25 protein-coding genes are annotated in these 25,251 nt (G+C 65.2%); 18 read left to right on the top strand and 7 right to left on the bottom strand.

What is annotated here, in order from left to right; genetic code table 11:
• Positions 1 to 164 precede the first annotated feature (164 nt).
• Positions 165 to 599 (bottom strand): winged helix-turn-helix transcriptional regulator, encoded by a 435-nt coding sequence (locus BV95_RS12600; RefSeq protein ID WP_037452295.1) that lies wholly within the window; start codon positions 597 to 599, stop codon positions 165 to 167.
• A gap of 103 nt (positions 600 to 702) precedes the next feature.
• On the opposite strand from BV95_RS12600, the gene BV95_RS12605 reads away from it, so the two are divergent.
• From BV95_RS12605 to BV95_RS12625, 5 genes are all read left to right on the top strand, one after another.
• Positions 703 to 1,443, top strand: coding sequence for an SDR family oxidoreductase (locus BV95_RS12605; protein WP_037452298.1), 741 nt, complete (start codon positions 703 to 705; stop codon positions 1,441 to 1,443).
• Between the two features lie 79 nt (positions 1,444 to 1,522).
• The gene (locus BV95_RS12610) at positions 1,523 to 1,885 is read left to right on the top strand and encodes a DUF1428 domain-containing protein (protein ID WP_037452301.1); all 363 of its coding nucleotides are present in this window, start codon (positions 1,523 to 1,525) and stop codon (positions 1,883 to 1,885) included.
• Between the two features lie 12 nt (positions 1,886 to 1,897).
• Complete coding sequence (locus BV95_RS12615; RefSeq protein ID WP_037452304.1) at positions 1,898 to 2,692, top strand: VOC family protein; 795 nt, start codon at positions 1,898 to 1,900, stop codon at positions 2,690 to 2,692.
• A gap of 25 nt (positions 2,693 to 2,717) precedes the next feature.
• Positions 2,718 to 3,209 (top strand): VOC family protein, encoded by a 492-nt coding sequence (locus BV95_RS12620; RefSeq protein WP_037452306.1) that lies wholly within the window; start codon positions 2,718 to 2,720, stop codon positions 3,207 to 3,209.
• Positions 3,206 to 3,673, top strand: a complete 468-nt coding sequence (locus BV95_RS12625; RefSeq protein WP_037452309.1) for an SRPBCC domain-containing protein — start codon at positions 3,206 to 3,208, stop codon at positions 3,671 to 3,673. The genes BV95_RS12620 and BV95_RS12625 overlap by 4 nt, the downstream gene beginning before the upstream one ends.
• 246 nt (positions 3,674 to 3,919) lie before the next feature.
• Here BV95_RS12625 and BV95_RS12630 read toward each other — a convergent pair whose 3' ends face one another.
• Positions 3,920 to 5,089, bottom strand: coding sequence for a pyridoxal phosphate-dependent aminotransferase (locus BV95_RS12630; protein WP_037452312.1), 1,170 nt, complete (start codon positions 5,087 to 5,089; stop codon positions 3,920 to 3,922).
• Positions 5,090 to 5,210: 121 nt separating this feature from the next.
• Positions 5,211 to 6,368 (bottom strand): pyridoxal phosphate-dependent aminotransferase, encoded by a 1,158-nt coding sequence (locus BV95_RS12635; RefSeq protein WP_037452314.1) that lies wholly within the window; start codon positions 6,366 to 6,368, stop codon positions 5,211 to 5,213.
• A gap of 142 nt (positions 6,369 to 6,510) precedes the next feature.
• Between BV95_RS12635 and ptsP the strand changes: the two genes are divergently transcribed.
• The 10 genes from ptsP to BV95_RS12685 all read left to right on the top strand — a co-directional run bounded on the left by ptsP (position 6,511) and on the right by BV95_RS12685 (position 17,451).
• Positions 6,511 to 8,787, top strand: coding sequence for a phosphoenolpyruvate--protein phosphotransferase (gene ptsP / locus BV95_RS12640; protein WP_037452316.1), 2,277 nt, complete (start codon positions 6,511 to 6,513; stop codon positions 8,785 to 8,787).
• A gap of 91 nt (positions 8,788 to 8,878) precedes the next feature.
• The gene (locus BV95_RS12645; RefSeq protein WP_037452318.1) at positions 8,879 to 9,817 is read left to right on the top strand and encodes a helix-turn-helix domain-containing protein; all 939 of its coding nucleotides are present in this window, start codon (positions 8,879 to 8,881) and stop codon (positions 9,815 to 9,817) included.
• A gap of 127 nt (positions 9,818 to 9,944) precedes the next feature.
• The gene (locus BV95_RS12650) at positions 9,945 to 10,835 is read left to right on the top strand and encodes a tetratricopeptide repeat protein (RefSeq protein ID WP_037452393.1); all 891 of its coding nucleotides are present in this window, start codon (positions 9,945 to 9,947) and stop codon (positions 10,833 to 10,835) included.
• A gap of 7 nt (positions 10,836 to 10,842) precedes the next feature.
• Entirely contained in the window at positions 10,843 to 11,787 is a 945-nt protein-coding gene (tilS, locus tag BV95_RS12655) for a tRNA lysidine(34) synthetase TilS (protein WP_037452322.1), read from the top strand.
• Positions 11,788 to 11,918: 131 nt separating this feature from the next.
• Positions 11,919 to 12,110, top strand: coding sequence for a hypothetical protein (locus tag BV95_RS12660; protein ID WP_037452325.1), 192 nt, complete (start codon positions 11,919 to 11,921; stop codon positions 12,108 to 12,110).
• Between the two features lie 69 nt (positions 12,111 to 12,179).
• Entirely contained in the window at positions 12,180 to 14,129 is a 1,950-nt protein-coding gene (gene ftsH / locus BV95_RS12665; RefSeq protein WP_037452328.1) for an ATP-dependent zinc metalloprotease FtsH, read from the top strand.
• Positions 14,130 to 14,650: 521 nt separating this feature from the next.
• A complete protein-coding gene (gene coaBC / locus BV95_RS12670; protein ID WP_037452331.1) occupies positions 14,651 to 15,895 on the top strand; it encodes a bifunctional phosphopantothenoylcysteine decarboxylase/phosphopantothenate--cysteine ligase CoaBC in 1,245 nt (414 codons plus the stop codon).
• Positions 15,870 to 16,334, top strand: coding sequence for a dUTP diphosphatase (gene dut / locus BV95_RS12675; protein WP_037452334.1), 465 nt, complete (start codon positions 15,870 to 15,872; stop codon positions 16,332 to 16,334). Before coaBC ends, dut begins: the two co-directional genes overlap by 26 nt.
• Positions 16,331 to 17,098 carry a HesA/MoeB/ThiF family protein gene (locus BV95_RS12680; RefSeq protein ID WP_037452337.1) on the top strand — a complete coding sequence of 256 codons (768 nt, stop codon included), beginning with the start codon at positions 16,331 to 16,333 and terminating at the stop codon, positions 17,096 to 17,098. The genes dut and BV95_RS12680 overlap by 4 nt, the downstream gene beginning before the upstream one ends.
• On the top strand, positions 17,086 to 17,451 hold the full coding sequence (locus tag BV95_RS12685) for a DsrE family protein (RefSeq protein ID WP_037452340.1): 366 nt from the start codon (positions 17,086 to 17,088) through the stop codon (positions 17,449 to 17,451). The genes BV95_RS12680 and BV95_RS12685 overlap by 13 nt, the downstream gene beginning before the upstream one ends.
• Before the next feature lie 15 nt (positions 17,452 to 17,466).
• Here BV95_RS12685 and BV95_RS12690 read toward each other — a convergent pair whose 3' ends face one another.
• Positions 17,467 to 17,916 (bottom strand): ExbD/TolR family protein, encoded by a 450-nt coding sequence (locus BV95_RS12690; protein ID WP_037452395.1) that lies wholly within the window; start codon positions 17,914 to 17,916, stop codon positions 17,467 to 17,469.
• Positions 17,917 to 18,087: 171 nt separating this feature from the next.
• Between BV95_RS12690 and thrS the strand changes: the two genes are divergently transcribed.
• Both thrS and infC read left to right on the top strand, forming a co-directional pair.
• A complete protein-coding gene (thrS, locus tag BV95_RS12695; protein WP_037452345.1) occupies positions 18,088 to 20,070 on the top strand; it encodes a threonine--tRNA ligase in 1,983 nt (660 codons plus the stop codon).
• Between the two features lie 127 nt (positions 20,071 to 20,197).
• Entirely contained in the window at positions 20,198 to 20,731 is a 534-nt protein-coding gene (gene infC, locus BV95_RS12700; RefSeq protein WP_021238112.1) for a translation initiation factor IF-3, read from the top strand.
• A 169-nt stretch (positions 20,732 to 20,900) separates the two neighbouring features.
• Here infC and sdhA read toward each other — a convergent pair whose 3' ends face one another.
• Genes sdhA through sdhC form a run of 3 tightly spaced genes read right to left on the bottom strand, consistent with a single transcriptional unit; the run spans position 20,901 to position 23,436 of the window.
• On the bottom strand, positions 20,901 to 22,715 hold the full coding sequence (gene sdhA, locus BV95_RS12705) for a succinate dehydrogenase flavoprotein subunit (RefSeq protein WP_037452351.1): 1,815 nt from the start codon (positions 22,713 to 22,715) through the stop codon (positions 20,901 to 20,903).
• Positions 22,715 to 23,104: a succinate dehydrogenase, hydrophobic membrane anchor protein gene (gene sdhD / locus BV95_RS12710; RefSeq protein WP_013847644.1), complete on the bottom strand. Its 390-nt coding sequence runs from the start codon at positions 23,102 to 23,104 to the stop codon at positions 22,715 to 22,717. The genes sdhA and sdhD overlap by 1 nt, the downstream gene beginning before the upstream one ends.
• Complete coding sequence (gene sdhC, locus BV95_RS12715; RefSeq protein ID WP_409372087.1) at positions 23,104 to 23,436, bottom strand: succinate dehydrogenase, cytochrome b556 subunit; 333 nt, start codon at positions 23,434 to 23,436, stop codon at positions 23,104 to 23,106. Before sdhC ends, sdhD begins: the two co-directional genes overlap by 1 nt.
• Before the next feature lie 254 nt (positions 23,437 to 23,690).
• Here sdhC and BV95_RS12720 point away from each other — a divergent pair, with 254 nt between their 5' ends.
• Positions 23,691 to 25,022 carry a methyl-accepting chemotaxis protein gene (locus BV95_RS12720; RefSeq protein WP_174544460.1) on the top strand — a complete coding sequence of 444 codons (1,332 nt, stop codon included), beginning with the start codon at positions 23,691 to 23,693 and terminating at the stop codon, positions 25,020 to 25,022.
• The last annotated feature ends 229 nt before the right edge of the window (positions 25,023 to 25,251 follow it).

Genomic DNA, 25,251 nt, shown 5'->3' on the forward strand with positions numbered 1-25,251 from the left:
CTGAACTCGTTTCAGCATCCATCGTGCCTCCACACGCCTTTCGCTCATGGGAAGAAATGGATGCTGAAACGAGTTCAGCATGACGTTGCTTTTTTTTTACCGAAAGCTTCGACAAGCCTGTCCTGAGCCTGTCGAAGGGCTCAGCCCGAACGGGGAGGGGGCGCTCAATCGCGGGTGTCGAAGCGGCGGCGGGAATCCTCCACCGCTTCCAGATTGCGTTCCGCCCAGACCCAGACGCCGCAAAAGGCGGCGCTCAGGCTGTTGCCCAGCGGCGTTAGAGCATAGTCGACGCGGGGCGGCACCACCGGATGGACGGTGCGGGTGAGCAGGCCGTCGCGCTCCATCTGGCGCAGCGTCTGGGTCAGCATTTTCTGGCTGATCCCCTCCACCTGCTGCGCGATGCGGGTGAAGCGCAGCGTGCCCTTTTCCTCCAGCAGTTCCAGCACCAGCAACGTCCATTTGTCGGCGATGCGGCCGATCAGGTCGTTCACAAGTCGCTCGATTCGCGGGTCTAGCGGCGCTTCGGGATTGGCCTCGATAAAGGCTTCCGCCTCGGCGATTTCATGGGGAGCGAAGCGCTTTGTCAGCGGATTTTCCATTTCTCACTTTCCGGTACCTATAGAACTTTACGGTGCCTTCTTTCCAAAAGAGAGTAAAGGCATAAATTGCCCCTCACATCATCGCTTCAAAAGGAGACGACCCATGAAAAAGAGCGGCAACACCATCCTCATCACCGGCGGCGGATCGGGCATCGGCGCGGCGCTGGCGCATGAATTCCACGCAGCGGGCAATCGGGTGATCGTCGCCGGGCGGCGGCAGGCGGCTCTGGACGCCGTCGTGGCGGAACATCCAGGCATGGCGGCGCTGACCGTGGATATGGAGGACCCGGCGGCCATCGCGGCCTTTGCCGACAGGGTGATCGCGGATTCCCCGGCGCTCAACGTCGTGATCCACAATGCCGGGATCATGGTGGTGGAGCAGCGGATCGACCTGGCCATAGCGGAGGCGATCGTCGCCACCAATTTGCTGGGGCCGATCCGGCTGACCCATGCCCTGCTGCCGCATCTGCTGGCGCAGCCCGCCGCGACATTGATGACGGTGACGTCGGGTCTGGCCTTCGTCCCGCTGGCGGCGACGCCGACCTACAGCGCGACCAAGGCGGCGCTGCATAGCTGGTCGCAGTCGATGCGGCATCAGCTCAAGGGGACCGGCGTCGAGGTGATCGAACTGGCGCCTCCGGGCGTGCAGACCGACCTGATGCCCGGCCATGCGGAAAATCCGGAAATGATGCCGCTGGACGACTATATAGCGGAGGTCATGGGGTTGCTGGGGCAGGAACCCGCGTTGGAGGAAATCTGCGTCGAGCGCGTGAAGTTCCTGCGCGAAGCGGAACGGCGCGGCGAATTCGACCAGGTGTTCGGAGTGCTGAACGCCGCGCATTGAACGGGACGCCCGGCTCCGCTTGCAGAGGCGGAGCCAGCCCCCTATCCTGCATCGGCCAGGGGGCATGAGGAGAGACGTCATGAGCTATATGGACGGTTTCGTGATCCCGGTGCCCAGGGGCAATAAGGAGCGTTATAAGGAGGTGGCGGCCTATGCCGCGCCGATCTTCATCGAGCATGGCGCGCTGCGGATCGTGGAATGCTGGGCGAACGACATCAAGCCCGGCAAGGTCAACGATTTCCGCACCGCCGTCATCGCGGAGGAGGATGAGGACGTCGTCTTTTCCTGGATCGAATGGCCGGACAAGGAAACCCGCGACGCGGGCGCGGAGAAGGTCATGAACGATCCCCGCATGCAGCCGAAGGAGGGGGAGGACATGCCCTTCATCGGCGCGCGGCTGATCTATGGCGGGTTCGAGGTGCTGCTCGACGCCAAGGCGTGAGGGAGAGGGACGATGACCGACCTGAACGGCAAATTCTTCTGGTATGAACTGATGACCGGCGATCCGGCGGCGGCGATGGCCTTTTACGGCGATGTCGTCGGCTGGACGTTCCAGCCCTTCGGCGGCGATCATGGCTATCATGTGGTTTCGGGCAGCGCCGGGCCGGCGGGCGGGATCATGGCGATTCCGGCCGACGCCGCCGCCCATGGCATGAGGCCCTGGTGGGGCGGCTATGTCGGATCGGCCGATGTGGACGCCGATGCGAAGCGGCTGGCCGACGCCGGGGGCAGCGTGAAGCGGCCGCCCGAAGACATAACGGGCGTCGGGCGCTTCGCGGTGATGGCCGATCCGGGCGGCGCTGTGTTCATGCTGCTCAAGGGCTCCAGCCCGGAGGGGATGGACGCGCCGTCGCCGATGGCGAACGGGCATGTCGGCTGGCATGAACTGTATAGCGGCGATTTCGATGCCGATCTGGCCTTCTACACGTCCGCGTTCGGCTGGGCGAAGGGGGAGGCGATGGATATGGGCGAGATGGGTAGCTACCAGCTATTCTCGCAGGACGGATCGACCGACTTCAATGGCATGAGCGGCGGCATGATGGCGTTGCCGAAGGAAATGCCCGCGCCGTTGTGGCTGTTCTACTTCGTCGTGCCGGACATCGATGCCGCGACCGAGAAGGTGAAGGCGGGCGGCGGCACCATGCTGAACGGACCGATGGAAGTGCCCGGCGGGGCCTGGATCATTCAGGCGGCCGATCCGCAGGGCGCGATGTTCGCGCTGGTAGGGATGCGCGCTGCCGAAAGATGACGGCCGAGGGATAAGGAGAGGAACCATGTCCAGAATTTCACCCTGCCTATGGTATAATGGGCAGGCGGAGGAGGCGGCGCGTTTCTACGTCTCGATCTTCGGCGGGTCGGTGGATTTCATCAACCGCTTTCCCCAGGACCAGCCCACGCCTGCCCCATTCAAGGGCGGGGATGTGCTGATGGTCGAATTCACTCTGTTAGGCGACAGTTATCAGGCGCTGAACGGCGGGCCGGAATTCGGCTTTACCGAAGCGGTGTCGCTGTCTGTCGCGTGCAGGGATCAGGCGGAGATCGACCGCTATTTCGACGCCTTGACCGCCGATGGCGGATCGCCGGGGCCGTGCGGCTGGTTGAAGGATAAATATGGCCTGTCCTGGCAGTTGGTGACGCAGGAGATCATGGACCTCTACAAGACGGGCGACGGGCCGGGCATTCAGCGGATGATGACGGAGATGATGACCATGCAGAAGCTGGATACCGCCCGGATGAAGGCGGCTTTCGAAGGCGCGGCGTCATGAGCGCTGCTGAATTTGAGCTGTCCGTGACATGCCATATCGCCGCCCCGCGCGGGATCGTGTGGAAGGTGTGGACCGACCTGAAGGACGAATGGTTCTGCCCCAAGCCCTGGCGGGCGGAGGTGATCGAGGAGGATTTGCGCCCCGGCGGGCGGAGCGCGGTGCGCATGTTCGGTCCCGATGGCGAGGATACCGGGCCGATGGAGGGCGTGTTTCTGGAGGTCGTTCCGGGCGAGAAGGTCGTGACCACGGACGCCTATGCTTCGGGGTGGATTCCGCAGACGCCCTTCATGACGGCGATCTGGCATTTTGCTGATGAGGGGGAGGGGACGCGCTTCACCGCGACGGCACGGCATTGGGACGCCGAGGCGATGGAGAGGCATAAGGAAATGGGTTTCCATCCCGGGTGGGACCAGATGGCGGAGCAGTTCAAGTCATTGTGCGAAGCGTCGGCGGCGAGCGCTTAGGCGGAGGGAGCAAGAGCGGACCTATCCTATTCCTCCCCATCGGGAGATGGGGAGGGGGACCGCCGCTGAAAGCGGTGGTGGAGGGGAATGGGGCACGACCTCCGCAATTCCCCTCCACCACTCGCTTCGCGAGCGGTCCCCCTCCCCACGCTTCGCGCAGGGAGGATTTAGGGTGACGCTGGCCATGTAAAGAAAAAGGGCGCCCAGCATATGCCGGACGCCCTCATTGCGGCCTTGGGAACCGGATCAGGCCTTGTAGACCTTCTCCACCGCCGAGCGGAATTTCGCCATGTCCTCCGCCGAACCCACGGTAACGCGGGAAACGGTGGGCCAGATCGGCCAGTTGCGCCCGATCTGCACCTTTTCCGGGGTGGCGAGCAGGGCGGCCTGCATCTCCTTGGCGGGCTTGGTCTTCCAATCCACCATGAACATGTTGGCGTGGCTGCCGGGGTGCACCTCTATGCCCTTCTTCGCGAGCCAGGCGATGGTTTCGTCGCGGTTGGCGATCATCTCCGCGCGGCGGGCCTTGATCAGGCCCGTTTCGGGATAGACCGCGTTGCCGCAGGCCATGGCGGTGATCGACAGGCCGCCCGCCGTGGGGCCGAACAGGCTGATGCGCTTCTGCACTTCCGGATCGGCGAAGGTCAGGCCCAGCCGCACGCCCGCCATGCCGAACAGCTTGGAGAAGGTCCGCATGACGATCAGGTCCTTGCGGCCCGCCACCAGCTTCGCGGCGTTGGGGCCGTCATACCAGTGGATATAGGCTTCATCGACCAGCAGGAAGGAATCCTTGGGCTTGTTCGCCAGCAGCCATTCGATGTCGGCCATCGGCGTGATGGTGCCGGTGGGGTTGTTGGGCGTGCAGATATAATAAAGCCCGGCATTGGGATTGGCGGCCAGCATCGCCTTGACGTCATGGCCCTGGCCGATGGCCTGGGGCGCCTTGGCGATGGGGGCCTTCAGATAATCGGCGGTGCGCCAGGCGGATTCGAAGGTCGGATCGGCAGTGACCAGCCCCTTGGTGGGCGAGCAGAAGGCCGCGACCGTGCTGACCAGCGGGCCGCCCGAACCCGGCCACAGCATGATGTGCGATTCCGGAATCCCCTCCACCTTCGCGATGGTGGAGATCAGGTCGCCCTTGTAATTGTCCGGATCGTACCAGTTGCCGACGGCGGCGGCCTTCGCGGCGGCCTGCACGCCGGGTTCGAACGGGCCGGTCCAGCATTCGTTGGCGCCGATGCGCACCGCGCCCTTGATCCCGCGTCCGGCCTGCTGCTGTGCGAAGGCGGGCTGGGTCAGCAGGTTGCCGGCGGCCGCGCCGGCGGCCATCAGGGCGGAAATCTTGCCGATCGTGCGGCGGGAATAGCCCCGTTCGAGCAGGTCTTCGCGGGCGTCCTTATCCAACATCATGGTCATGTCGTCTGTTCCCCTTATCGTTCCACTACTGCGCATATTCCAAAGGGGAGGAACGAAAGGGGCGGCGCATTTCCGCAATGCGCCGCCCCCGGATTCCTGAATTTTATGTTTTATTTCGCGATCAGGCTTTCCAAACCTTGTCCACGGCGTCGCAAAAGGCCTTCATTTCCTCCGTCGAGCCGACCGAGACGCGGGAAACCGTGGGCCAGATCGGCCAGTTGCGCCCGATCTGCACCTTTTCGGCCAGAAGGGCAGCCTGCACTTCCTTGGCGGGCTTGCCCCAATCGACCATGAACATATTGGCCTGGCTGCCCGGAATGACCTTGATCCCCTTCTTCTTCAGGTGGGCGACGGCCATTTCGCGGTTGGCGTTCATTTCGGCGCGGCGCGCCTTGATCAGGTCGGCCTGGGCCACCGACACGGTGCCGCAGGCGACGGCGGTCATCGGCAGCATCGCCGTCACCTGGCCGCCGTCATAGCGCATCATCTTTTCCATGATGGCGGGGCTGGAGAAGGTGAGGCCCAGCCGCATGCCCGCCATGCCGAACAGCTTGGAGAAGGTGCGCAGGATCAGCACGTCGTCGCGGGTCGCGGCCATCTTTGCCGCGTTGGGGCCGTCGAACCAGTGGATATAGGCTTCGTCCACGACCAGGATCGCGTCCTTGGGCTTGTTGTCGGCCAGCCACTGAATGTCGGCGAGCGAGGTCATCGTGCCGCTGGGGTTGTTGGGCGAGCAGATATAATAGACGCCCGCATTGGGATCGGCCGCCAGCATCGCCTTCACGTCATGGGCGTAATCCTTGGTCAGCGGCACCTTCGTCACCTTCGCGCCCAGCCAGTCGCCGGTGCGCCAGATGGCTTCGTAGGTGGGGTTGCCGGTGACGATGCCCCGCGTGGGCGAGGCGTAGGCGACGGCGACGCGGCTCAGCGGATCGCTGGAACCCGGCCAGGCGGTGATGCGGTCGGCGGGAATGCCCTCCACGGCGGCGACGGCGGCGAACAGCTTGGCATGTTCGTCATTGGGTTCGTAGCGATTGCCCTCCTGCACCAGCTTGAAGGCGGCTTGCGCGGCGATGGGGAAGGGGCCGGTCCAGCATTCGTTCGCGCCGATGCGCACGGCGCCCTCGACGGCCTTCGCGGCCTGCTGCGCCATGGCGCCGGTGACGCGCACAGCAGCCGCGCCCGCGCCCAGCAGGGCGGCGACCTTGCCCATCTGGCGGCGGGAATAGCCGCGATCGATCAAATCCTGTTCGAACGCCTTATTGTCGATTTCTGCCATATGCTCATCTCCCTGAATTCCGAGATTTTACGGCTGTAAACGAAAGCATCGTTCATTTCCGCCATATCCGTACAGGGAAAATCCGCCGGAACCGCACATATTCGCCTTGGAAAGCGGCGGCGCGATCTGTTAGCGCTTCACCATGCCCAGCACGCCCGCCGCCGCCGCCCGCCAGATCCTCATCCGCCTGCAGGAGGTCATGGCGGCGCGCACCAGCGCCCAAGCAAAGCTGAACAAGGTGGTGGAGATCATCGGCGAATCCCTGTCGAGCGAGGTCTGCTCCATCTATCTGGTGCGCGAGGGGGTGCTGGAACTGTTCGCGACGCGGGGGTTGAAGCAGGAGGCGGTCCACGTCACCCGCATGGCGATGGGCGAGGGGCTGGTCGGCATGATCGCCACCAATGTCGAGACGCTGAACCTGGACGAGGCGGCGTCGCATCCCGATTACAGCTATCGCCCGGAGACGGGAGAGGAACTGTTCCACAGCTTCGCGGGCGTGCCCATCGTGCGGCGGGAACGCGCCATCGGCGTGCTCTGCGTCCAGCATGTCGAGCCGCGCCGCTATGACGAAGTGGAGATAGAGGCGCTGCAGACCGTGGCGATGGTGATGTCCGAACTGATCGCCAATGCGGAACTGGCCGATGACGGTCCGCTGGACAGCCGGGTGCAGGATACGGGCAGCACGGTGCTGCACGGGTTGCAGCTCGTCATGGGCATGGCGCGGGGGCATGCGGTGTTCCACCAGCCGCGCGTCCATATCGAACATACCGTCGCGGAGGATACGGAGGCGGAGCGCGCCCGCGTCATTTCCGCCTTCACCAAGATGCGCGAGCAGATCGACCGCATGACCGGCGCGGCCGAATTCGGTACGGAGGGCGAGCATCAGGAGGTGCTCGAAACCTACAAGATGTTCGCCTATGACGAGGGGTGGGCGCGGCGCATCAACGAAGCCATCGACAGCGGCCTGACCGCCGAGGCGGCCATAGAGCGCGTGCAGCAGCGCACCCGCATGCGCATGCGCCAGATCGACGATCCGTTGTTGCAGGACCGGATGCACGATCTGGAGGATATGGCGAACCGCCTGCTGCGCATCGTGTCGGGGCAGTTGGGCACGGCGGCGCAGCTTGGATTGCGGCAGGACGCCATCCTGATCGCCCGCAACCTTGGCCCGGCGGAACTGCTGGAATATGACCGGCGGCGGCTGAAAGGCGTGATCCTGGAGGAAGGGTCGCTGACCGCCCATGTCACCATCGTCGCCCGCGCCATGGGCGTGCCGGTGCTGGGCCGGGTGCGCGACATCCGCCATCAGGTGAATGAGGGCGACCTGATCCTGATGGACGTGGGCGACAACAACCTGCTGATCCGCCCGACGCCCGACATGGAGGAGGCGTTCGAGAACAAGCTGCACGTCACGCAGAAGCGCCGGGCCGAATTCGCGGCGATGCGCGACCTGCCATCCGTCACCACCGACGGGCAGCGGATCGAACTGATGGTCAATGCGGGCCTGCGCGAGGATGCGCAGGCGCTGGATCTGGTCGGCGCCGACGGCATCGGCCTGTTCCGTACCGAGTTCCAGTTCCTCGTCTCCGCCACCCTGCCGCAGCGGGAAAAGCAGCAGCGGCTCTATCGCGACGTGCTGGACGCGGCGGGGGACCGGCCGGTCATCTTCCGCACCGTCGACATCGGCGGCGACAAGGCGCTGCCCTACATGTCGCGGGATGCGGAGGAGGAACTGGAGGACAATCCCGCCATGGGCTGGCGCGCCCTGCGGCTGGCGCTGGACCGCGACGGGCTGATGAAGGCGCAGGCCCGCGCCCTGCTGGAGGCGGCGGCGGGCAAGGTGCTGCACGTCATGTTCCCGATGGTGTCGGAACCCTGGGAATATGAGCAGGCGAGGGCGCTGGTCGAACATCAGCGCGAATGGCTGGTGGCGCAGAAGAAGAAGCTGCCGGTCGCCGTGCGCTACGGCGCGATGCTGGAGGTGCCCGCGCTGGCGGAGGTGCTGGACCTGCTGCTGCCCCGGCTGGATTTCCTGTCCATCGGCACCAACGACCTGACCCAGTTCCTGTTCGCTGCCGACCGCGCCCATCCCCGGCTGGCGGAGCGGTACGACTGGCTGAGCATCGCCATATTGCGCTTCCTGGACCGGGTGGTGCGCGCCTGCGAGGCGCATGAGGTGCCGGTGGGCGTGTGCGGCGAGATGGGCGGGCGCACGCTGGAGGCGATGGCGCTGATCGGCCTGGGCGTTCGGCGTCTGTCGATCACCCCGGCTTCGGTCGGGCCGGTCAAGGCGATGATCCGGACCATCGACGCGGCGGAACTGCGCGGGGTTATGCGCGACCTGCTGGACAGGGGCGTCACCGATATTCGTTCGGCCCTGGTCGACTGGGCCGGAGAACATGCTATTGAATTGAATTAATGGGATTGCGGGGCTGCGCCGGACCTGTGCGGCGTTGACAATCCCTGTCCCGCAATGAGACAAGACCGGCCTTCATAAGTCGCGGAGCAGCATGGCAGAAGAAGCTGAACAGGAATCCGGCGCCCCCGCGCAGGAACAGCGTCCCGACACTCCGGGCGCGCGCCTGCGCGCCGCGCGGGAGGCGCAGGGCCTGTCGATACAGGATGTCGCCACCCGGACGCGCATCGCCCAGCGGCAGTTGGAGGCGATAGAGCGCGACGATTATGCGGCCTTGCCCGGCATTCCCTATGCGGTCGGCTTCGCCCGCGCCTATGCCCGCGCCATCGACGTGGACGAGGTGGCGATTGCCGCCGATGTGCGCAGCGCCGTGCATAATTCGGACCTGGGCAGCAACCGCTATGAGGCGTTCGAGCCTGCCGATCCGGCGCGGGTGCCCTCCCGCGCCCTGGCCTGGACGGCGGCGGCCATCGTCGTGATCCTGGTCGCCGGTTTCGCCGTCTGGCGCACGCAGGTGATGACGCCGCCGACGGGGGAAGAAATTGCCGCGCAGCAGGCTGCGCCGACCCCCGTCGCGGCGAAACCCGCGACCGGGACGCCCCCCGCCGCGTCGGTGGCGCAGGCGGTTGTCTTCACGGCCAATGACGATGTGTGGCTGCGCATCTATGACGAGGCGGGCGAGCGGTTGAAGGACGGGCTGCTGAAGAAGGGGGAAAGCTTCACCCTGCCCGCCAATGCCCGCAATCCGATGATCCTGACCGGGCGACCCCAGGCGCTGAACGTGACGGTCGGCGGCAAGCCGGTCGCGCCGCTGGGACCGCCGGACCGCACCATCGCCGACGTGCCCGTCAATGCGGAGGCGTTGCTGGCCCGCGCCGCTCCCGCTGCGGCCCCTGCTGCGTCGACGGGGCGTGTCGGGTCCGCTCCGGCTTCGGCTTCCGTTGCCCCGGCCGCTGCTCCTGCTCCCGTTTCGACCGAGCCAGTCACGCCTCCGCCCGCCGCGCCTGCTCCGGCGCCTGCCGCAGCGGACTGATCCGTAGCGACCGATCCGTAGCGACTGATCCGTTCAGGGGCAATTCAGCGGAATTTGGCGCAAAGTCATGCTTTACCGGGCGGATTATCGCCTTATGGTTAAGGCCGAATATAAGTCGGGGATCATCATGCGTAACGCTTTTTTCGCGACGGCCGCACTGGCGCTGGTCGCGCTCGCGCCGTCGGTAGCGGCCCAGAATGTCAGCGTCGACGTTCGGGTCGACCGACTGGAAAAGGAAATGCGCGCCGTGCAGCGCAAGGTGTTTCCGGCCGGTGCGCCGCTGGAGGCGGAGATCACGCGCCCGGCCGCGCCCGCCATCGTGCCGGGATCGCCGTCCTCCACGCCGGTCGCCGACCTGACGGCGCGGGTGGGCGCGCTGGAATCGCAATTGGCCTCCATCACCGGGCAGGTTGAGGAAAACAGCTTCAAATTGAAGCAGTTGGAGGATGCCTTCAACCGCTACAAGGCGGAACAGGAAAGCCGCGCCGCGCCCGCCGTGGTGCCGCCGCCCGCGGTCGCTCCCTCCGCCGCTCCGGCCCGGCCCGCCGCGCCGCGCCCCGCCGCCAGCGGCGCGAGCGAGGAGCGCAAGACCGCCGTCGCCGCGATCGAGCGCCCCTCGACCGGCAATGAGGCGGACGACGCCTATAGCTATGGCTTCCGCCTTTGGGACGCGAAATTCTATCCGGAGGCGCAGGCCCAGTTGAAGGCCACGGTCGACAAATATGGCGCCAGCCCCATCGCCAGCAAGGCCGCGAACCTGCTGGGCCGCGCCTATCTGGACGACGGCAAGCCCGCGCTGGCCTCCGTCGCCTTCTACGAAAATTACCAGAAGCGGCCCAAGGGCGACCGCGCCGCCGACAGCCTGGCCTATCTGGGCGAGGCGCTGATCCAGCTCAAGAAACCCGCCGACGCCTGCAAGGTCTATGCGGAACTGGAGCAGGTCTATGGCGGCAGCCTGTCGAACGGCCTGCGCGGCATGATGGACAAGGGCCGGACCAGGGCCAAGTGCACGGCCTGAGGGCCGCATGGCTGAGGGCGATCTTGAAACGCAACTGAAGCAGGCCATCGGGGCGCTGGTGGAGAATGCCGCCAGCGCCCGTTTCGGCGTGGCGGTGTCGGGCGGGCCGGACAGCATGGCCCTGCTCGATCTGGCGGCGCGGGCCTTTCCAGGGCGGGTCGAGGCGGCGACGGTCGACCATGGCTTACGGGAGGCTTCGGCGGCGGAGGCGGCGATGGTCGCGAACTGGTCCCGGGATGCCGGGATCGAACATGCGATGCTGCATCCGCAGGGCGCGGTGCGGGGCAATGTGCAAAGCTGGGCGCGGGCGCAACGTTACGCCCTGCTGGAAGAATGGCGGGCGGCGCGGGGGTTGGACTGGCTGCTGACCGCGCATCATGCCGACGACCAGTTGGAAACGCTGCTGATGCGGCTCAATCGGGGCGCGGGCGTCGGCGGGCTGGCGGGCGTGCGGGCGCGGCAGGGCGTGGTGCTGCGGCCGCTGCTGGGCGCGCGCAAGGTGGACCTGCTTGCCTATGCGCTGGACCGGGGTTTGCCGCATGTCGATGACCCCTCCAACAGCGATCCGCGCTTCGACCGGGCGGCGTTGCGCACCGCGCTGGCGGGAGTGGACTGGATCGACGCGGCGGCGGCGGGACGCAGTGCGGCGGCGCTGGCGGAGGCGGAGGAAGCGCTGGACTGGATGGTCGCCGGGATCGAGGCGGATCATGTCCGCCCGGACGGAGAGGGGCTGGCGCTGGACCGGACGGATTTGCCCCGCGAACTGCTGCGCCGCCTGATCCTGCGGATGGTGGCCCGGTTGCAGCCCGACGGCTCGCCGCCGCGCGGGGAGGCGCTGGACCGGCTGATCGCGGCGGCCCGGAAGGGTGAGAAGATGAGCGTGGGCCGCCTCGTGCTGAAAGGTGGGGTATGCTGGACGCTGAAAATCGCGCCGCAGCGCCGATGGCAGTGAAGATCGTTACGCAAAGGTTCCACGGCCCGGCGCGTCTGCCCCACGATCCGTCGATTTGATTCCGCGCAATGACCTTTCCTTAACGGCTATGGTGGTTAATGAAGACTGTTGAGCGTGGGAATTTTCGATTCATGATGGAATTTGCGGCACTGACTTATGGTCTGCTGGCCAGTGTCATCCTTTCGGCGGCGCAGCGTAACCGCCGCCTGGCGCAGCCTCATCCGCCGATGCTGCTGTATGCGGGCTATCTGCTGTGCGGCATATCGGCGGGCATGGCGGCGATCCTGGCCTATATCGCGCTGTCGCAATTTGCCGGGGGTTGATGCGGGACTGCGGTCCCGCTTGCGATTTTGCCGCGGCACCCTATCTTGCCGGGTGAAAGAGAGTGGTGAATGAACGACGAGAAAGACCCGCAGGGCAATCCCTGGATCAAGAGCGCGATGATTTGGGCGGGGGTGATCGTCGCCCTGCTGCTGTTCGTCTCGATGTTCGACAGCCGCACGGCGTCAAGCACCGGGACCGGCATCGCCTATTCCGAATTCCGCGCCAAGGTGCAGGAAGGGCAGGTCAAGGATGTCGCCGTCGCCACTGATCGCATCACCGGCACGCTGACCAGCGGGCAGAAATTCAGCACCGTGCCCGTGAACGATCCGGGCCTCACCGGCCTGCTGGACGATTATAACGTCAAATATTCCGGCCAGGCGGAGGAGCAGCCGAGCTTCTGGATGATCCTGATCTACCAGTCGCTGCCGTTCCTGCTGATCCTGGGCATCGCCTTCTTCGTGCTGCGGCAGATGCAGAAGGGTGGCGGCGCGGGCGGCGCGATGGGCTTTGGAAAATCCAAGGCCAAGTTGCTGACCGAAAAGCATGGCAAGGTGACTTTCGATGACGTGGCCGGCATCGATGAAGCGCGGGAAGAATTGCAGGAAATCGTCGAATTCCTGAAAGACCCCAGCAAATTCGCCCGGCTGGGCGGCAAGATTCCCAAGGGCGCGCTGCTGGTCGGTTCGCCGGGTACGGGCAAGACCTTGCTCGCTCGCGCCATTGCGGGCGAGGCGGGCGTGCCCTTCTTCACAATTTCGGGTTCCGATTTCGTGGAAATGTTCGTCGGCGTCGGCGCGAGCCGCGTGCGCGACATGTTCGAGCAGGCGAAGAAGAATGCGCCCTGCATCGTCTTCATCGACGAAATCGACGCGGTCGGCCGCCATCGCGGCGCGGGCCTCGGCAACGGCAATGACGAGCGCGAGCAGACGCTGAACCAGCTTCTGGTCGAGATGGACGGGTTCGAGGCGAATGAGGGCATCATCATCGTCGCGGCGACCAACCGCCCCGACGTGCTTGACCCCGCTTTGCTGCGTCCGGGCCGCTTCGACCGTCAGGTCGTGGTGCCGCGCCCCGACATCGAGGGCCGCGAGAAGATTCTGGCCGTGCACATGAAGAAGGTGCCGCTGGCGCCCGACGTCAATCCGCGCACCATTGCGCGGGGCACGCCCGGTTTCTCCGGCGCCGACCTTGCGAACCTCGTCAACGAAGCGGCTTTGATGGCGGCCCGTCGCGGCAAGCGTCTGGTCGCCATGGACGAGTTCGAGGCGGCCAAGGACAAGGTCATGATGGGCAGCGAGCGTCGCTCCATGGTCATGACCGACGATGAGAAGAAGATGACCGCCTATCATGAGGCGGGTCATGCCATCGTCGCTGTCCATGAACCGGCGTCCGACCCGATCCACAAGGCGACGATCATTCCCCGTGGCCGCGCCTTGGGTATGGTGATGCGCCTGCCGGAGCGGGACAGCTACAGCTATCACCGCGACAAGATGCACGCGAACATGGCCGTCGCCATGGGTGGCCGCGTGGCCGAGGAGATCATCTTCGGTTACGACAAGGTGTCCAGCGGCGCGTCGGGCGATATCCAGTACGCGACCAAGCTGGCGCGGGACATGGTCACCCAATGGGGCATGTCCGACAAGCTCGGTCCGCTGCAATATGAGGAGCAGCAGGGCGAAACCTTCCTCGGCTATTCGCAGAGCCAGCGCGTCCATATGTCGGACGAGACGGCGAAGCTGATCGACAAGGAAATTCGCGGGCTGGTCGAACAGGGCTATGCGCGGGCGCAGGAAGTGCTGAAGGGTCATGAGGACCAGCTTCACCTGCTGGCCAACGCGATGCTGGAATATGAGACGCTGTCCGGTGAGGAGATCAAGACGCTGCTCGACAAGGGGGAGATCACCCGCGACGACGGCACGACGATCAAGCCTTCGGCGATCCCGACGGCGGGTTCCTCCATTCCCAAGACGCGGCGGCGGAAGGGGCCGTTCGGCGACCCTTCGCCCGCCGGGGCCTGATCCGGACGACAGGTTGAAAAAGGACGTCGCTGAAAGGCGGCGTCTTTTTTATTTTCGCGGTGTTGGCTGAGGGACATTTGGGGATGTCGTTCATCGTTACCCTATCGTCATCCCAGCGATAGCTGGGATCTCAGGCGATAGGGCACGGAGTAGGCCGCGTGGACAAATTCAAGACCCGCTGGACTGAGATTTGGGTGGAAAGCGGACCTATCCTATTCCTCCCCATCGAGAGATGGGGAGGGGGACCAGCCGCAGGCTGGTGGAGGGGAACGGGGCACGACCTGCGCTTTTCCCCTCCACCATCGGCTGCGCCGACGGTCCCCCCTCCCCACGCTTCGCGTAGGGAGGAATTTGGCGTCCGCTATTGACCATTTCCCAACATTCCTAATTTGTCCACGCGGCCTAGCCTCACGAGATCCCAGCTTTCGCTGGGATGACGGATGTGCGGCGCGCTGCCCTCCATCGTCGCAAGGCATCCGCACTGGACAAGTCGGCGCGGCGCGACCAAATGATGGCTTGTCATGACCAAGCGCATCCTTCTCATCATTTCGGGCGGCATCGCGGCCTATAAATCGCTGGAGCTGGTGCGGCTGCTGCGCAAGCGGGGCATCGCCGTGCGGGCGGTGCTGACGGAAAGCGCGGAAAAATTCGTGACGCCGCTGTCGTTGGGCGTACTGACGGAAGATCACGTCTATGGCGACATGTTCGACCTGAAGGAAGAGCGCGAGATCGGCCATATCCAGCTTTCACGGCAGGCCGATCTGGTGGTGGTGGCGCCCGCGACGGCAAATATGCTGGCCAAGATGGCGGGCGGCATCGCCGATAATCTGGCGACGACCCTGCTGCTGGCGACCGACAAGCCGGTGCTGGCCGTGCCCGCGATGAACATCCGCATGTGGCACCATGCCGCGACCCAGCGGAACATCGCGCAACTCAAGGCCGACGGTATCCACGTGATGGAACCGGACAGCGGCGAGATGGCGTGCGGGGAATTCGGCAAGGGTCGCTTGCCTGAGCCGCAGGCCATTGCGGCGGAGGTGGCGCGGTTGCTGGCATTGCCCTTGCCCGCCGATCCTCTGGCGGGCCAGCCCGATTTCGAGACGGCGGACACGCCGCTGGCCGGGCGGCATGTGCTGGTGACGGCCGGGCCGACGCATGAGCCGATCGATCCGGTGCGCTATATCGCCAACCGTTCGTCTGGGAAGCAGGGCTTTGCCATTGCGGCGGCGGCGGCGCGGGCCGGGGCGCGGGTGACTTTGGTCGCGGGTCCGGTGCATCTGCCGACGCCAACGGGCGTGAACCGCGTGGATGTCGAGACGGCGCGGGAGATGCTGGGGGCGGTGGAGGCCGCTCTGCCCGCCGACGCCGCGATCATGGTGGCGGCGGTGGCGGACTGGCGCACCGCCGACGCGGCGGATCAGAAGCTCAAGAAGGACGGATCGGGCAAGCCAGCGCCGCTGCCGCTGGTCGAAAATCCGGATATTCTCGCCACATTGGGCAAGCATGCGAAGCGGCCCGCCCTGCTGGTGGGCTTCGCCGCCGAGACGCAGAAGGTCGCCGAACATGCGCAGGCCAAGCTGGCGCGCAAGGGCGCCGACTGGATCGTCGCCAACGACGTGTCGGGCGACGTGATGGGCGGCGATTCCAACAGCGTGCATATCGTTTCCAGGGACGGCGTCGAAAGCTGGGAAAATCTGCCCAAGGACGCCGTCGCCACCCGCTTGATAGAAAAGGTCGCCCATGTCCTCTCCGCTCGCCCCGATTGAAATCCGCCTGAAGCGCCTGCCCCATGGCGAGGGTCTGCCCGTGCCCGCCTATGCGACGGCACATGCGGCCGGGATGGACGTGGTGTCGGCGGAGGACGTCATTCTGGTGCCGGGCGGGCGGCATGCGGTGTCGACCGGCTTCGCCATGGCGATTCCGGAGGGCTATGAGGTGCAGGTGCGGCCCCGTTCCGGACTGGCGCTGAAACATGGGATCAGTCTGCCCAACACGCCTGGCACCATCGACGCCGATTATCGCGGGGAATTGAAGGTCATCCTCATCAATCTGGGGTCGGAGCCTTTCGTCATCGCGCGCGGCGACCGGATCGCGCAGTTGGTGGCGGCGCCGGTGCAGGTCGCCACCTTCGCCGAAGTCGCGGAACTGGACGAGACCGTGCGGGGTTCCGGTGGTTTCGGGTCGACCGGAGTGAGTTCCTCATGACCCTTTCCGACGATCAGTTGGAGCGTTACGCCCGCCATATCGTGCTGAAGGAGATTGGCGGGGCAGGGCAGGCGCGGCTGCTGTCGGCGGATGTGGCGGTGATCGGCGCGGGCGGGATCGGCAGTCCGGCGATCCTCTATCTGGCGGCGGCGGGTGTCGGCACGATCCGGGTGATAGACGACGACGCGGTCGCCCTTTCCAATTTGCAGCGGCAGATCATGTTCGGGACCGACGATATCGGCGCGCCCAAGGCCGAGGCGGCGATGGCGGCGGTGGCGCGGCTCAATCCGGATGTGAAGCTGATCCCGATCAACGCCCGGATCGATGCGGACAATGCCGCGCTGATGCTGCGCGAGGCGGACGTGGTGCTGGACGGCTGCGACAGTTTCGCGACGCGGCTGGCCGTGGCGGATTGCACGCGAAAGCTGCGGATTCCGCTGGTGTCGGCGGCGGTCGGGCCGTTCGAAGGCCAGCTCGCCACCTATCGCGGGTGGGAGGCGGACAAGCCCTGCTATCGCTGTCTTGTCGGTTCGCCGGAGGATGCGCCGGAGCGCAATTGCTCCGAAACCGGGGTGATCGGCGCGCTGACCGGCGTGATGGGCAGTCTGGCGGCGCTGGAGGTGATCCGGGCGCTGGTGCCCTTTGGCGAGGATATGGCGGGGCGGTTGCTGCTGGCCGACCTGCTGTCGATGCGGTTCCGCACTGTAACGGTGCCCAAAGACCCGGCCTGTCCCGCCTGCGCCGTGGAACTATGCGCGAACTGAGGATCGTCGTCGCGACGGCGGATGCGGAGCGGCTGCGCGGGGCGCTGATGACGGCGGCGGCGCAGGCGGCTCTGGGCGGGGCGGCGGCGCTGTTCCTGCAAATGGATGCCGTAGCGTTGCTGCGGGCGCCGATGGAGGCGCCCCAGGACGAAGCGCATCGGGCGGCGGGGCTGCCCACGTTGGCGATGCTGGTCGAGGAGGCGCTGGCGCTGGGCGTGGCGCTGACCGCCTGTCAGAGCGGGCTGGCGCTATACGGGCTGACCGTCGCGGACCTGCCGCAGGGCGTGGATGTCGGCGGCCCCATCGCCTTCCTGCAGGCGACGGACGATCAGGCGCGGCTGCTGTTCGCCTGATCGCTTCCCGCCACATCAGAAGCTGGCGTAGCGTTCATTGCCGATGAAGCCGAGTTTCTTCACCCCGGCGCGGCGGATATCGGCCAGCACCTCATCCACCACCACATAACGGGCGGCTGCGTCGGGCTGGAACTGGAGTTCGGGTTCGACCGTCAGCCGCAGCGACGCGGCGAGATAGCGGCGCAGCGTCAGCCGATCCACGGCCGCGCCGTTCCAGCGGATGACGCCCTGCGCGTCGATGCCGACCCTGTTCTTGACGGTGTCGATGGGGGGCGGGAGCAGTTCCTTCGGCGTCTGGGGCAGGTCGATGCCGACGCTGTGCGTCTGGATCGGGATGGTGATGATGAACATGATCAGCAGCACCAGCATCACGTCGATCAGCGGCGTGGTGTTCATGTCCGCCATTGGTGCGTCCTGGGGCGTGTTCCCGCCAGCGCTATCGGGTCTTGCGAAGCTCAAAGCCATTCGGTCCCTCCTGTTGAAATAATGATATATCAACACATGAAACATGCCTTGATCCGACAGTCTTGGCAAGACGCCTTCTATTGACAGGCCGGGCGGCCCATTTATGGGGAAGGCGCGGCTTTTTGGGCCGCGCAATCGCTACATCCAACAGAAAGACCGTCCGTGTCCGCCATGCTCAAGATCACCCTGCCCGATGGTTCCGTGCGTGAAGTCGCGCCCGGCACTACTCCGGCGGACATTGCGGCGGCGATCGGGCCGGGCCTGGCCAAGGCCGCCATCGCGGCGCGGGTCGATGGCGAACTGCGCGACATCATGCGCCCGCTGGAGGCCGACGCCCAACTGGCGCTGGTGACGGGCAAGGATGAGGCGGATGCGCTGGAACTGGCGCGGCACGACTTCGCCCATGTGCTGGCGGAGGCGGTGCAGGCGCTGTTTCCGGGGACGCAGATCACATTCGGCCCGTCGACCGACGATGGCTTCTATTATGATTTCGCGCCGAAGGACCGGCCCTTCACCGAGGAGGATCTGCCCGCCATCGAGGCGAAGATGCGGGAGATCATCGCCGCCGACAAGCCGCTGCGCCGCGAAGTGTGGAAGCGCGAAGATCTGATCGCCCGCTGGCAGGCGGAGGGTGAGACGTTCAAGGCCGAATGGGCCGCCGAACTGCCGGAAGGCGAGGAATTGACGGTCTATTGGTCGGGCAATGAATGGCTCGACATGTGCCGGGGTCCGCATCTGGCCTCGACGGGCAAGCTCGATCCGGCGGCTTTCAGGCTGACCCGCGTGTCGGGCGCCTATTGGCGCGGCGACCAGAAGAATGCGATGCTCAGCCGCATCTATGGCACCGGCTGGCTCAACCGGAAGCAACTCGACGCGCACCTCACGCGGCTGGAGGAGGCGGGCAAGCGCGACCATCGCAAGCTGGGCGCGGAGATGGACCTGTTCCACCTCCAGCAGGAGGCGCATGGGAGCGTTTTCTGGCACCCCAAGGGCTATATCGTCTGGCGCGCGCTGGAGGCCTATATGCGCCGCGCCATCGACGATGCGGGCTATCGCGAGGTCAAGACGCCGCAGGTGATGGACGCCCGCCAGTGGGAGCAGTCCGGCCATTGGGGCAAATATCGCGAGAATATGTTCGTCATCCCCGACGAAGTGCCCAATGTCGAGGATGAAGGGCCGCTGGTGTCGGACGCCGCCGACTGGATGGCGCTGAAGCCGATGAACTGCCCGGCGCATATCCTGATCTTCAAGCAGGGGATCAAAAGCTATCGCGACCTGCCCTTGCGCCTCTATGAAAATGGCTGCTGCCACCGCAATGAGCCGCATGGCGCGCTGCACGGGCTGATGCGGGTGCGCCAGTTCACGCAGGACGACGCGCATATCTTCTGCCGCGAGGATCAGATCGTGGAGGAAGTCCGCGCCTTCTGCGCGCTGGCCGACCGCATCTACAAGGATTTCGGCTTCACTTACTCGATCAAGCTGGCGTTGCGCCCGGAAAAGCGCTTCGGCACGGAAGAGATGTGGGACAAGGCCGAGGAGGAACTGCGCAACGCGGTCGCCGCGGCGGGGCTGAACACGCCGGAATATGGCTGGGAGGAATTACCGGGCGAGGGCGCCTTCTATGCGCCCAAGCTGGAATGGCATCTGACTGACGCCATCGGGCGCACCTGGCAGGTGGGCACGATCCAGTCCGACCGCGTGTTGCCGGAGCGACTCGACGCCTCCTATGTGGGGGAGGATGGCGAACGGCACCGGCCGGTGATGCTCCACCGGGCGATTTTCGGCAGCTATGAGCGGTTCATCGGCATATTGATCGAACATTATGCGGGTAAATTCCCGCTCTGGCTGGCGCCGGTGCAGGCGGTGGTGGCGACCATCGTTTCGGATGCCGACGACTATGCGCAAACGCTTGTCGAGAAGCTGCGGGCGGCGGGCATCCGCGCCGAAACCGACGTTCGCAACGAGAAGATCAATTATAAGGTGCGCGAGCACAGCCTTGCGAAAGTGCCCAATTTGCTGGTCGTCGGACGCCGTGAGGCTGATGAGGGCACGGTGGCGCTGCGCGAACTGGGCAAGGAGGGGCAGAGCATCCTTTCTGTCGATGACGTCATCGCCCGTCTTGCAAAAGAGGCGCTCGCACCCGATATGCAGTGAGGCAGCGATGCCACATGGGGCCGGTAAATCCGCAACTGCGGGCTTGCCGCCCCTTTCGGCTTTGCGCTAAAGCGCCGCCAGAGTCGTTCTATCAACTACCGTAGGAGAAGCTGCTATACGTCCCCCAATGATGCGCCGCCCGATGGCGCCGCCGCCTAAGTCCGGACCCCGTTACAATGAGTTCATCACCGTGCCCAAGGTGCGCGTGATCGACGACGAAGGCGAAAATCTGGGCGTGATGTATACGCAGGAGGCGATCGAGCGCGCCTATGAGATCGGGCTGGACCTGGTCGAAGTGTCGCCGACCGCCGATCCGCCGGTCTGCAAGTTCCTGGACATCGGCAAGTACAAGTACGAGGCCCAGAAAAAGGCGAATATCGCCCGCAAGACCCAGAAGACGCAGGAACTCAAAGAGATCAAGATGCGTCCGAACATCGACGATCATGACTATGATACGAAGATGAAGAAGGTCCATGATTTCATCGGCGATGGCGACAAGGTGAAGATCACCCTGCGTTTCCGTGGCCGCGAATTGTCGCACCAACAGCTCGGCATGCAGTTGCTCCAGCGCGTGGCGGAGAATGTGGGGGAGATCGCGAAGGTCGAAGCCTATCCGCGCATGGAAGGCCGCCAGATGCTGATGGTGCTGGCGCCGAAATAAGCATTTCCGGTTTCCGGATTAGCCGAATCGGGCGGGGTCTGGATGCAGGCTCCGCCCGATTGCTTTTGGCGGGACACAGGTCCGGGAAAGCCTTGAGCGGCCCCATGCCCAAAGAAAAAGGGCGGAACCTTGCGGCCCGCCCTCTTCTCATCCCGCCTGACGCCGCGTCTTAGTAAACGCGGGCCTTGGGCTTGATATATTCCGCTTCATCCGTGAGCGTGTAATCGTGCACCGGACGGTAATCGAGCGACACCTTGCCGCCCTTACCGCCCCAGCCTTCGAACCAGCTTACGGTGTGCTTCATCCATTCGGCGTCGTCGCGGTTCGGGAAGTCCTCATGCGCGTGGGCGCCGCGGCTTTCCTTGCGGTTTTCCGCGCTGACCATGGTGCAGACCGCCTGGGACATCAGATTGTCCAGTTCCAGCGTCTCGATCAGGTCGGTGTTCCAGATCAGCGAGCGGTCGGACACGCCGACATCGGCCAGGCTCTGGTTGACCTGCGCCATCTTGGTGACGCCTTCGGCCAGCAGCGCGCTGTCGCGGAACACGGCGGCATGCTTCTGCATGGTGTGCTGCATTTCGAGACGGATCTTCGCCGTGGGCGAGCCGCCCTTGGCGTTGCGATAATGGTCGAGACGCGACAGCGCCAGATCGGCGGCATCGCTCGGCAGCGGACGATGCGAGCCGTTGGGCTTGATCGTTTCCTTAAGGTGCAGGCCGGTGGCGCGGCCGAACACGACAAGGTCGATCAGCGAGTTCGAACCCAGACGGTTCGCGCCATGGACCGACACGCAGGCCGCTTCGCCGACCGCGTACAGGCCCGGCACCACGACTTCCGGATCGTCGCCGACCTTCGTCACCACCTGCCCATGATAATTGCAGGGGATGCCGCCCATATTATAGTGGACGGTCGGCGTCACCGGCAGCGGCTGGCGCGTCAGGTCGACGCCCGCGAAAATCTTGCCGCTTTCGGTGATGCCCGGCAGACGCTCCGCCAGCACCTTGGGATCGATATGGTCGAGGTGCAGGAAGATATGGTCCTTGTTCGGGCCCACGCCGCGCCCCTCGCGCATTTCCATCGCCATCGAGCGGGACACGACGTCACGCGACGCCAGATCCTTCGCGGAAGGCGCATAACGCTCCATGAAGCGCTCGCCCTCGGAGTTGGTCAGATAACCGCCTTCGCCGCGCGCCCCTTCGGTGATGAGCACGCCCGCGCCGTAAATGCCGGTCGGGTGGAACTGCACGAACTCCAGATCCTGCAACGGCAGGCCAGCGCGCAGCACCATGCCACCGCCGTCACCGGTGCAGCTATGCGCCGAAGTGGCCGAGAAATAGGCGCGGCCATAGCCGCCCGTCGCCAGCACGACCGCCTTGCTGCGGAAGCGATGGATCGATCCATCCTCCATGCAGATGGCGATCACGCCCCGGCATTCCTTGCCGTTCGGGCCGTCTTCCATGATCAGGTCGATGGCGAAATATTCGATGTAGAAGTCCGCGTCATATTTCAGCGACTGCTGATACAGAGCGTGCAGCATCGCGTGACCGGTACGGTCGGCGGCGGCGCAGGTGCGCTGGACCGGCGGACCGGCGCCCATATTCTGCATGTGGCCGCCGAACGGACGCTGGTAGATGGTGCCGTTGTCGTTGCGGCTGAACGGCACGCCCGCATGCTCCAGCTCGATCACGGCCGCAGGCGCTTCGCGCACCATATATTCGATCGCGTCCTGGTCGCCCAGCCAGTCCGACCCCTTGACGGTGTCGTACATGTGCCAGGTCCAGTGGTCGGGCGAGTTGTTGCCCAGCGACGCCGCAATGCCGCCCTGCGCCGCCACGGTGTGGCTGCGGGTCGGGAACAGCTTGGTGATGCAGGCGGTCTTCAGCCCCGCCTCGGCGCTGCCCATGGTGGCGCGCAGGCCGGAGCCGCCAGCACCCACGACGACCGTGTCGTAGGTGTGGTCGATGATCTTATAGGCTTCGCTCATTATTTGACGATCCCCGTGAAGGCGATCTTGGCGATCGCGAAGACGCCCGCGGCCGCGCCGCCAAAGGCATAGAAGTTCAGCAGCAGCATGGAGAGGAAGGCCAGACCCTTGTCATGGACATAATCCTCCAGCATCACCTGCATGCCCAGGCGCAGGTGCCAGAAGATGCTGACGATCATCAGCATCAGCGGCACCGCGACCAGCGGATTGGCGATCCAGCCGACCACGCTCTGATAGTCGAGGCCCGGCAGGGCGATCAGGCTGAACAGCAGCCACAGCACCAGCAACAGGTTGCCGATGGCGGTATAGCGCTGCGCCAGCCAGTGATGCGCGCCGTGCCTGGCCGATCCAAGACCGCGAACGCGGCCGATTCCGGTTCCGTTGCCCATCAGAATTTCCCCGTGCAGATGGCGGCCCAGAAGGCGATGGTGAGCGACGTCGAAAGGACGAAAGTCAGCACCGACCAGAGCTTGTTGTTCTTCAGCTCATAGCCCGCGCCCATGTCGAGCACGAAATGGCGCAAGCCGGAGCAGAGATGCTGGAAGAAGAACCAGCTCAACCCCGCCATCACCAGATAGCCGATGGGCGATGTCGCGCATGTCACGAAGGTCGCATAGGCCTCCGGCCCGGACGCGGCGGCCATCAGCCACCAGACCAGGCCCAATGCCCCCGCCGTCGCCAGACCGTTGCCGGTCACGCGGTGCATGATGGACACGGCCATGGCCGGCCCCCATTTCCAGATCGTCAAATGCGGCGAGAGCGGCCGGCTCGTGGTTCGCGCCATATCTTCCCTACGTCCCTGATGTTTGTCCCTCGAGTCCCGTCCCCTTAGGAGCGATCCGCCTGGAGGGCAAGTCGCCCTGATCAGGCGACGGATCGATAAAGGCGGACGGGGCGGGATGGGCTAAGAAGTGATTAACCAAATGGCGCTATCACCCGGCGGGACAAAGAGACCATATCGGGGTTCTGCCGCACATGAATTCAGCCGCCATGCCCAAAAGCACCGTCCTTGCGATGATGAAGGAGGTCGATCCGCATGGAGAGCTGGCGCAGGGCCTGCGCCAGATCCGCGACCTGGTGGGCGAGAACATCACGGTGGCGGCGCGCACCTTCTACGATTCCTATCTGGAACATGCGAATCTGCGACCCAAGCTCAGCCCCGCCACGCTCGCGAAGATAGAGACCGAGGCGCATGAATATGTGCGCCAGAAGCTGGGCTATTATGAAGCGGGCGAATGGGCGCTGTCTTCGGTCGCCTGCGTGCGCCATGCCCGCAAGCACGGCGCGCCGCTGCGCGCGGTTCTGCTGCCCGTGGCGGCGGCCAATGAAAAGCTGATCGACCTCATCTGGCAACGCGCCGAGGTGGAGGCGGACCGCAGACGGCTGGTCCAGATCATGATGCATGTGAGCATGGTCGATGCGGGCCTGATGGCGAATGTGCTCGCCGGAGACGAAGCCGAGGCCCAGCGCAACGAGCGCCAGCGTTTCGGCACGATGTTCGAGCAGCGGATCATGGGCGAAATCGACGGCGCGTCGCAATTGGGCGAATCGCTGCGCGAACAGGCGAAGGATGCGTCGGCCGCCACTCGCGGCATGCTGGGCAAGGCGTCGGAAGTCGCCGCCGCCGCCGAGCAATCCGCCCTCGCCATGCGCGAAGCCGCCCGCACCTCCGCCGGTCTGATCCGCGCCATCGAAGACGCCCGGACCGAGGTGGAGAGCGCCGCGGGCGTCGCCCAACGCGCCGCGCGCCAGTCGGGCGACGCGGTCGCCATGTCCACCACCCTGTCCGAACATGCCAAGTCGATCGAATCGATCCTGGGCCTGATCCGCGACATTGCGGGCCAGACCAACCTGCTCGCGCTGAACGCCACGATCGAGGCGGCCCGCGCCGGAGACGCCGGACGCGGCTTCGCCGTGGTCGCGCAGGAGGTGAAAAGCCTCGCCAACCAGACCGCCCGCGCCACGGACGAGATTGCGGGCAAGATCGCCGACATCCAGGCGTCGACCCGCCAGTCGGTCGAGACCAACGAACGCATCCGCGACACGGTGGGAGAGGTGCAGGCTAGTGCCGAGCGCATCCGTCACGCCATGGACGCGCAGGCGCAGACGGTGACGATGATCACGGCGGCTGTGGACGAAACCGCGCTGGCTGCCGATTCCATGTCCTCGACCATCAGCGCGATCCGGCAGGACACCGAAGTGGTGGCGTCGGAAATCGACCAGCTCGAACGCGGTTTCATGAGCGTGGAAGGCAAGCTCTCCAGCCTGCGCGCCGCGTCCTCCGACTTCGGCAAGCAGGTGGCCTGACGGCCGAGATTGGCCATCCCAAGACATTCCCCTCCCGCAGGCGTTCAAACGAGTCACGTGCCTCGTTTGAACGCCTGCGGGAGGGGGAATGACGGCTAGCCACCCACCCTCGTTCCTACCCAGGCCGCAACTCTTTCCTTTGCGCAGCGGTGAATTCCCACCCGCGTGAGAAGGCGGAGAGCGTGCAAGTCCCACTGGCGCGGCGCTTCATCTCGTTCTAAGTCTTTCA

This window comes from Sphingobium chlorophenolicum, assembly GCF_000722875.1.
Lineage (GTDB): Bacteria > Pseudomonadota > Alphaproteobacteria > Sphingomonadales > Sphingomonadaceae > Sphingobium > Sphingobium chlorophenolicum.

Bases quoted from the DNA above. Each gene is read 5' to 3' on its own strand.
- BV95_RS12680 (WP_037452337.1), top strand. From the start codon at position 16,331: ATGACCCTTTCCGACGATCAGTTGGAGCGTTACGCCCGCCATATCGTG.
- BV95_RS12660 (WP_037452325.1), top strand. From the start codon at position 11,919: ATGATGGAATTTGCGGCACTGACTTATGGTCTGCTGGCCAGTGTCATC.
- thrS (WP_037452345.1), top strand. From the start codon at position 18,088: ATGCTCAAGATCACCCTGCCCGATGGTTCCGTGCGTGAAGTCGCGCCC.
- sdhC (WP_409372087.1), bottom strand. From the start codon at position 23,436: ATGGCCGTGTCCATCATGCACCGCGTGACCGGCAACGGTCTGGCGACG.
- ftsH (WP_037452328.1), top strand. From the start codon at position 12,180: ATGAACGACGAGAAAGACCCGCAGGGCAATCCCTGGATCAAGAGCGCG.
- BV95_RS12630 (WP_037452312.1), bottom strand. From the start codon at position 5,089: ATGACCATGATGTTGGATAAGGACGCCCGCGAAGACCTGCTCGAACGG.
- sdhD (WP_013847644.1), bottom strand. From the start codon at position 23,104: ATGGGCAACGGAACCGGAATCGGCCGCGTTCGCGGTCTTGGATCGGCC.
- BV95_RS12620 (WP_037452306.1), top strand. From the start codon at position 2,718: ATGTCCAGAATTTCACCCTGCCTATGGTATAATGGGCAGGCGGAGGAG.
- BV95_RS12605 (WP_037452298.1), top strand. From the start codon at position 703: ATGAAAAAGAGCGGCAACACCATCCTCATCACCGGCGGCGGATCGGGC.
- BV95_RS12650 (WP_037452393.1), top strand. From the start codon at position 9,945: ATGCGTAACGCTTTTTTCGCGACGGCCGCACTGGCGCTGGTCGCGCTC.
- tilS (WP_037452322.1), top strand. From the start codon at position 10,843: ATGGCTGAGGGCGATCTTGAAACGCAACTGAAGCAGGCCATCGGGGCG.
- BV95_RS12600 (WP_037452295.1), bottom strand. From the start codon at position 599: ATGGAAAATCCGCTGACAAAGCGCTTCGCTCCCCATGAAATCGCCGAG.
- BV95_RS12635 (WP_037452314.1), bottom strand. From the start codon at position 6,368: ATGGCAGAAATCGACAATAAGGCGTTCGAACAGGATTTGATCGATCGC.
- coaBC (WP_037452331.1), top strand. From the start codon at position 14,651: ATGACCAAGCGCATCCTTCTCATCATTTCGGGCGGCATCGCGGCCTAT.
- BV95_RS12625 (WP_037452309.1), top strand. From the start codon at position 3,206: ATGAGCGCTGCTGAATTTGAGCTGTCCGTGACATGCCATATCGCCGCC.
- BV95_RS12645 (WP_037452318.1), top strand. From the start codon at position 8,879: ATGGCAGAAGAAGCTGAACAGGAATCCGGCGCCCCCGCGCAGGAACAG.
- BV95_RS12720 (WP_174544460.1), top strand. From the start codon at position 23,691: ATGAATTCAGCCGCCATGCCCAAAAGCACCGTCCTTGCGATGATGAAG.
- ptsP (WP_037452316.1), top strand. From the start codon at position 6,511: ATGCCCAGCACGCCCGCCGCCGCCGCCCGCCAGATCCTCATCCGCCTG.
- dut (WP_037452334.1), top strand. From the start codon at position 15,870: ATGTCCTCTCCGCTCGCCCCGATTGAAATCCGCCTGAAGCGCCTGCCC.
- BV95_RS12690 (WP_037452395.1), bottom strand. From the start codon at position 17,916: ATGGCTTTGAGCTTCGCAAGACCCGATAGCGCTGGCGGGAACACGCCC.
- BV95_RS12615 (WP_037452304.1), top strand. From the start codon at position 1,898: ATGACCGACCTGAACGGCAAATTCTTCTGGTATGAACTGATGACCGGC.
- BV95_RS12610 (WP_037452301.1), top strand. From the start codon at position 1,523: ATGAGCTATATGGACGGTTTCGTGATCCCGGTGCCCAGGGGCAATAAG.
- sdhA (WP_037452351.1), bottom strand. From the start codon at position 22,715: ATGAGCGAAGCCTATAAGATCATCGACCACACCTACGACACGGTCGTC.
- infC (WP_021238112.1), top strand. From the start codon at position 20,198: ATGATGCGCCGCCCGATGGCGCCGCCGCCTAAGTCCGGACCCCGTTAC.
- BV95_RS12685 (WP_037452340.1), top strand. From the start codon at position 17,086: ATGCGCGAACTGAGGATCGTCGTCGCGACGGCGGATGCGGAGCGGCTG.